Consider the following 6,882-nt stretch of genomic DNA (forward strand, 5'->3'; position numbering starts at 1 on the left):
CAACTCACCCCACCCGCACCATCCGCTCTCCCCCACCCGAAGCATCCACTCTCACCCCGCCCAAAGCGCCCTGCGTCGCCCCACCCGGAACATCCGGACGCACTCCACGTGAACCGTCGGGACTCACACCACCCGAACCACCCACTCTCACCCCACCCAAAGCGCCCTGCGTCGCCCCACCCGGAACATCCGGACGTACCCCGCGTGAAGCGTCGGGACTCGCTCCATCCGAACCGTCCGGACTCACCCACGCGAAGCATCCGGACTCTCCCCACCCGGACCATCTGCACTCGCCCCACCCGAAGCATCCCGCGTCGCCCCACCTGGAACATCCGGACTCACCCCGCCCGAAGTGTCGGGAGCCGGGCCGTCCCGCCACCACGGCGCCCGCCCACCGCTCGCACCCGCCCCGCCTCCACCCGGCACGGCTGGGTTCGGCCCGTTCGCAGCGCCCGGAGCGGACACGCCTGGGACCGCAGCACCGGCACCCTCCCCGCCCGGGACCGAAACACCCCAGTCCTCAGCACCCGCAACCTCAGCACGCGCGGCCTCAGCACGCGCGGCCTCAGTACGCGCGGCCTCGGCACGCCGGACCTCGGCACCTCCGGGCTCAGCGCCCGGAACGGACGCACCAGGGACCGGAGCACCGGCACCCTCCCCGCCCGGGACCGAAACACCCCGGTCCTCAGCACCTGCGACCTCAGCACGCCGAATCTCAGTGCGCTCGACCTCAGCACGCCGAATCTCAGTGCGCGCGGCCTCAGCACCCCGAATCTCAGTACGAGCGGCCTCAGCACCTCCGGGCTCAGTCCGCCGGACCTCAGTACACGCGGCCTCAGCATCTCCGGGCTCAGTGCCCGGGGACTGGTACGCGGCGTCTGGGGTCGATTTGCTCGGGGCGAGCGGCATTTCGCTCATTGTGCCGAGTGGGGCCAGCCGTCCGTTCTCGAGGAGGAGGATGTCGTCGGCTACGGTGCCGGTGAATTCGCTGTCGTGGCTGACCAGGACGGCGCTGCCGCCGGATCGGCAGTGGGCGCGGATCAGGTCGGCGAGCACCGCGGCCGCGGCCTCGTCGAGGGCGGAGGTGGGTTCGTCGAGGAGCAGGACCTCCGGGGCGACGGCGAGGGCGCGGGCCAGGCAGATCCGTTGCGCCTCACCGCCGGACAGCTCCGCGCACCGCCGGTGCACGAAGGACTCGGGCAGGCCGACACGATTCAGCAGCGCGCCCACCTGCTCGTCCCACAGCGCAGGCCGACCCACCCGCACCTCGTCGACGACGACGTCGGCCAGCAGCACCGGATGCTGCGGCACCAGGCCGACCCGCCGCCGCAGCGCGAGCACGTCGAGCTCGGCGAGGGGCACGCCGTCGAGCAGGATGCGGCCGGTGGAAGGTTCCGCGAGCCGGTTGAGCAGGCGCAGCAGCGTGGTCTTCCCAACCCCGCTCGGCCCCACCACCGCCGTACACGCACCGCTCGGCACGGTGAGGTCGATACCGGTGAACAACGCGCGCCCACCATAGTTCACGCCAACTTGCTCGAGGACGATGCTGTGCACGGCCCCACCTTGCACCACCGTCGCCGAAACCGCAGCCCGAGCACAATTCACGCACCCCTTCCGTGTTCCCGCACCCTCTGCAAGCCCATGCACGGTATGCGAGAACACGGAAGGGGTGCGTGAACAGGAGAGTGCCGGAACATGGAGAGGGTGCGGGAGGCGAGGGTGGGTCAGATTGTTTGGGCTGCTTGGGCTTCGACGAGGGTGGTGAGGAAGGGGGCGGGGACGTCGGGCCACTGGGGGTTCCATCGGTCGGCCAGTTGGTCCTCGCGTAGGGCCGCGAGGGTGGACACCACGTGCGGGCCGCCGTCGAGCACGTAGCGCACCGAGCCGAGGTCCGCGCACTGCGCACACACCTTGGCCAGTAAAGCCTTGGCCGCCTCCGTGCGCCCGGCGGCGGCCAGGCAGGCGACCAGCAGCCGGCGCGCCTTCAGCAGTTCGCGCGGGCGGTCCAAGCGTTCGAGCCGGTCCACCCATTCCTCCGCCCAGGCGCAGGCAAGATCGGTCGCCCCGCGCGCGAGCAGCAGGCGGATCGCGGTGAATTCCTCGTACAGCACGGTGAACTCGTCGATCGCATCGACCGGATTGCGGCGGTGCTCGTAGTCCACGACCGGCAGGCGGCCGAATTCCGGATGCGGCGGCAGCCCGAGGCGCAACCGTTCGTTCTCCACCTCGGCACCCAGCCGCGGTAGCGCCATCGAGCGCGCGACCCGCGCCCCCTCGTTGAGCCGCCGGATCGCCGCGGCACGGTCGCCGCGCAGCGCCTTGATCCGCGCGCCGACCACATAGCGGGCCAGCTTGAAGTCGACCACGCCCGCCTCCGGGCCGAGCTTGTACCCCTCGTCGAGCAGCCGTTCGGCCTCGGCGAGTTCCCCGCGCTCGTAGAGCAGTTCACCCAGCAGCGATCCGGCCAGCCGGGCCCCGTAGGAGTGCGTGCCGCCGGTTTGCTTGGCGGCCTTCAGCGCTCGGCGGAAGTACTGCTCGGCCGCCACGATGTCCAGCCGCAGCCCGGCGGCCAGCCCGAGGAAGCACAGGCCGTGAATATTGTTGTAGCTGCCCTTGTTTCGCCGCATGTACGGCGCGGACCACTCCTGGATGCGCACGGCCTCGTCGAACTCGCAGCGATATCCGGCGGCGAAGGTCGCGACGTTCGCGGCGATCGCGACCACATATGGCGACAGCTGGTCGGCGCGCCGGAAACACGGCGCCAGCATCTCCTCGACCCCGCCCAGCACATCGGCGCGCACGGTCACCACCGCGTGCACCACACCCGCCTCGGCGCGCAGGTTCGCGGTCACCGTCTCGTCGACCCCGCCCCGGTCGAGCTGCTCCTCGGCCAGCCGCAGCGCCCGCTCGGCCGGATCGGCGCGGTGCAGCAGGATATCGGCCCACGCCAGATCCAGCTGCAGCCGCGGATGCGTCTCGACCGTGGTGGCGGGCAGCTTGCCGACCAGCCCGATGAGGCCGGCCATCTGGCCGTATTCGAGCAGCGCCATCCCGTCACGCTCGACGATCTGCACGGCCTGCTGTTCGTCACCGGCCAGCAGCGCGTGATCGACCGCCTCGCTGACGAGCCGGTGCTCGGCGAACCAGGCCGAGGCGGCGCGATGCAGCTCGGTGATCCGTTCGGGCGGACCGTGTTCCAGCCGCTGGCGCAGGAAATCCTGGAACAGGTGGTGGTATCGGAACCAGTGGCCGTCATCGAGCCTGCGCAGGAACAGATCCTGCTGCTCGATCCGTTCCAGCAGCGCCTGCCCGTCGGCCACGCCGGTCAGCGCGGTCGCCAGCTCGCCGCAGATGCGTTCGGTGATCGAGGTCGACACCATGAAACCCAGCGTCCCGGGTTCCAGTGTGTCCAAGACGTTTTCGGCGAGGAACTCGCTGATCGCATGGTGGCGGCCGGTCAGGCGCCCGACCAGGGCGCCGGGATCGTCGCTGCCGCGCAGCGACAGCGCGGCCAGCTGCAGCGCGGCGGCCCACCCCTCGGTCGACTCGGTGAGATCCTCGACGTCGCCGCGGTCCAGGTCCAGCCCGCCCAGATCCACCAGGAACTCCTGCGCCTCGTCGACCTCGAAACGCAAAGCGGCGGTGTCTATTTCGACGAGTTCGTCGCGGGCGCGCATGGAACTCAGCGGCAGTCCGGTGCGATGCCGACTGGTCACCACGAGATGTAGTGTGGGACTGGAGCTTTCGATGAGGAAGCGCAGCGCGTTGGTGGTATCCGGATCGGTGACGCGGTGCCAGTCGTCGATCACCACCACCAGATCCTCTCCGCGCCCGTCGATGTCGTTGATCAGCGAGGTCAGCACGTACCGCTCGGCGTCGTCGCAGTGTTCCTCGAGCAGCTCGCCCAGCTCGCGCGCCAGCGTCGGGCGTACCACCCGGATCGCCTCGATGAGGTGCGACAGGAACCAGACGACGTTGTTGTCGTCGTGGTCGACGGTCAACCACGCCACCGCGGTCGGTTCGGCGCACAGCAGCGCGCACCACTGCGCGGCGAGCGTCGTCTTCCCGAATCCGGCCGGACCGTGGATGACGGCCAGGCGCCGCCCCCGGCCGTCGCGCAGCGTCTCGATCAGGCGATCGCGTTCGACCAGCTCGCGCGCGGGCTCGGGAGGGCGCAGCCGGGTGGCCGCGACCGGCGGCGTCGGCGTGCAGGCCCGCGACCCCGAGGTACGCCGGGCACCGGAGCCGGTGGGCGTCGCGGCGGAGCGGTGCACGGGCGGTTCGGCGGCGGGGAGCGGAATCGGGATATCGTCGGCCGCCAGCCCGTGACGCTGTTGGACATCGCGCAGCACCGCACCGAATTCCGCTGCGGTAGAAGGTCTTTCATTGCGGTCCCGGGACATCGCGGCCTCGATCGCCGCGGTCACGTCCGGCGGCAGCCCCGCCTCGCCGAGGTCCGGGACCGGCTGCTTGGTGATGCGCAGGAACTGCGCGACCAGCTGTTCGCCACTGCGCCTTTCGAATACCGCGTGACCGGTGGCGGCGCAGAACAGCGTCGATGCCAGGCCGTAGACGTCGGCGGTCACATCGGGCGCGTGTCCCTGCAGCACCTCGGGCGCGGTGTAGGCGGGTGATCCGGTGATGGTGCCCGCGGTTGTCACGAATCCGCCTGTCAGCCGGGCGATTCCGAAATCGGCCAGCTGCGGCTCGCCGTATTCGTCGAGCAGGACATTGCCCGGTTTCACGTCCCGGTGCAGCATGCCGCGCCGGTGCGCGGTCTCCAGGGCCCCGGCGATCTTCACCCCCACATGTACCGCGTCCTGCCAGCTCAGCGGGCCGTAATCCTGGATGCGGCCCTCCAGCGACCCGTGCGCGTGGTAGGGCATGACGATGAACGGCCGCCCGGTCGCGGTGGACCCCACCTCGAAGACGCTGACGATATTCGGGTGACCCGACAGCTTCCCCATCGCGAGCTGTTCGCGCACGAACCGTTCCAGATTCTCCGATTCCAGGTCCGCGGTCAGCACCTTGATCGCCACGGTGCGCTCCAGCGCCGGCTGAAAACATCGGTAGACGACCCCGAAGCCGCCGCTGCCGACCTCCGTGGCGCCGGTGAATCCGGCCGCGTCGAGCTCCGCCGCGAACCCTGAGATCAGCGCGCGTTGCGTGGAGAGCGGATCGGTATACGCCACGTCGACCTCGATACAACCTTCGACCGGTTACTGATGAGGATATTCCCCGACGGCCCTGGTTAACATGCAACGCGTGGCAAAACTGAAGGTATCGGTCGACGTGCCGATCTCTCCCGACGAGGCATGGTCGCACGCGGCCGATCTGCGCGAGCTGCACCGGTGGCTGCTGATGCACGAGGCGTGGCGCGGCAGCGTCCCGGAGGATCTGACGGTCGGCACCGAACTGGTCGGCGTCGCGTCGGTGAAGGGCCTGCGCAATCGCGTGCGGTGGACCGTGCGCGCCGCCGAGCCGCCGAAGCGCCTGGCGCTCAGCGGCTCCGGCAAGGGCGGCACCAAGTTCGGGCTGGAGTTGTCGATCGCACCGAAGGGCGCGGGGTCGGAGGTCACCGTCGACATCGATCTCGGCGGGCGTCCGCTGTTCGGCCCGATCGGCACGGGCGTGGCCAGGGCCCTGAAGGGCGATATCGACCGTTCGCTGGATCGGTTCGTGGAGCTGTACGCCTGACGGGTGCGGAATGTGGGGCGGTCCGGTCTGCCGGGCCGCCCCTTCGTGTATCGCCGGAACCGCGTGGTTTGGCGCAGACCGGTGCCAAACTGTAACATGTTCTTGTTTGGCCCGACCGGGAGAACTGGCGAACTCGGCAAAACATGACGACTGCGCACGACTTCGCTGTCTCCTATAGAGATGCACTACTACCAGTGCATATGGTGAGATATGCGGTCATCGATACGCACATCCCATGTCGCCCGCTGGCCGAACGGTTATTTACTTAATCCCGAACCGGCCGCTACTCTGACGCCAACGCGGAACAGCACAGCCGCAGAACAGAAGGGAAGGTCTCATGCAGATCAAGAACACCGTGGCCGTGGTGACCGGCGGCGCCTCCGGGCTGGGCCTGGCGACCGTGCAGGAACTGCACGCCCAGGGCGCGAAGGTCGTCATCATCGACCTGCCGTCCTCCAGCGGTGAGGCCGTCGCCAAGGAACTCGGCGAGGGCGCGGTGTTCGCACCCGCCGATGTCACCGATGAGGAGCAGGTCACGGCCGCGCTGGACGCCGCTCAGGCCCTGGGCGACCTGCGCATCGCGGTGAACTGCGCCGGCATCGGCAACGCGATCAAGACCGTGAGCAAGAAGGGCGCCTTCCCGCTCGCCGACTTCACCAAGGTGGTGAACGTCAACCTGATCGGCACGTTCAACGTGATCCGCCTTGCCGCCGAACGCATCTCGGCCATCGAGCCGGTCGGCGAGGAGCGCGGCGTCATCATCAACACCGCCTCCGTCGCCGCCTACGACGGCCAGATCGGGCAGGCCGCCTACTCGGCGTCCAAGGGCGGCATCGTCGGCATGACGCTGCCGATCGCCCGCGACCTGGCGAGCCTGAAGATCCGCGTGCTGACCATCGCACCGGGCCTGTTCCACACCCCGCTGTTCGCGACGCTGCCCGAGGAGGCCATCGACTCCCTCGGCGCCCAGGTCCCGCACCCCTCGCGCCTGGGCAACCCCGCCGAATACGCCGCACTGGCCCGCCACATCGTCGAGAACCCCATGCTCAACGGCGAAACCATCCGCCTGGACGGCGCCATCCGCATGGCCCCGCGCTGAGCGGTCGAGACGACCCGACGGCGCGGGGGGGGGGGGGCGCCCGCCCGCCCCCCCCCCGGCGCCGCCCCGCGCCCCCCCGCCGCCCG

The 6,882-nt window shown here is 69.8% G+C and carries 4 protein-coding genes; 2 read left to right on the forward strand and 2 right to left on the reverse strand.

The features are described 5' to 3' along the window. Positions 1–243 precede the first annotated feature (243 nt). Positions 244–1,554 carry an ABC transporter ATP-binding protein gene (locus QH290_RS19480; protein ID WP_280384362.1) on the reverse strand — a complete coding sequence of 437 codons (1,311 nt, stop codon included), beginning with the start codon at positions 1,552–1,554 and terminating at the stop codon, positions 244–246. Between the two features lie 170 nt (positions 1,555–1,724). Further along, complete coding sequence (locus tag QH290_RS19485; protein WP_280384363.1) at positions 1,725–5,192, reverse strand: serine/threonine-protein kinase; 3,468 nt, start codon at positions 5,190–5,192, stop codon at positions 1,725–1,727. Positions 5,193–5,265: 73 nt separating this feature from the next. Here QH290_RS19485 and QH290_RS19490 point away from each other — a divergent pair, with 73 nt between their 5' ends. Further along, on the forward strand, positions 5,266–5,697 hold the full coding sequence (locus QH290_RS19490; protein ID WP_280384365.1) for a type II toxin-antitoxin system Rv0910 family toxin: 432 nt from the start codon (positions 5,266–5,268) through the stop codon (positions 5,695–5,697). 337 nt (positions 5,698–6,034) lie between these two features. Continuing rightward, on the forward strand, positions 6,035–6,796 hold the full coding sequence (locus QH290_RS19495) for a 3-hydroxyacyl-CoA dehydrogenase (protein ID WP_280384366.1): 762 nt from the start codon (positions 6,035–6,037) through the stop codon (positions 6,794–6,796). The last annotated feature ends 86 nt before the right edge of the window (positions 6,797–6,882 follow it).

It is taken from the genome of Nocardia wallacei (assembly GCF_029869545.1).
GTDB classification, from domain to species: Bacteria; Actinomycetota; Actinomycetes; order Mycobacteriales; family Mycobacteriaceae; genus Nocardia; species Nocardia wallacei_A.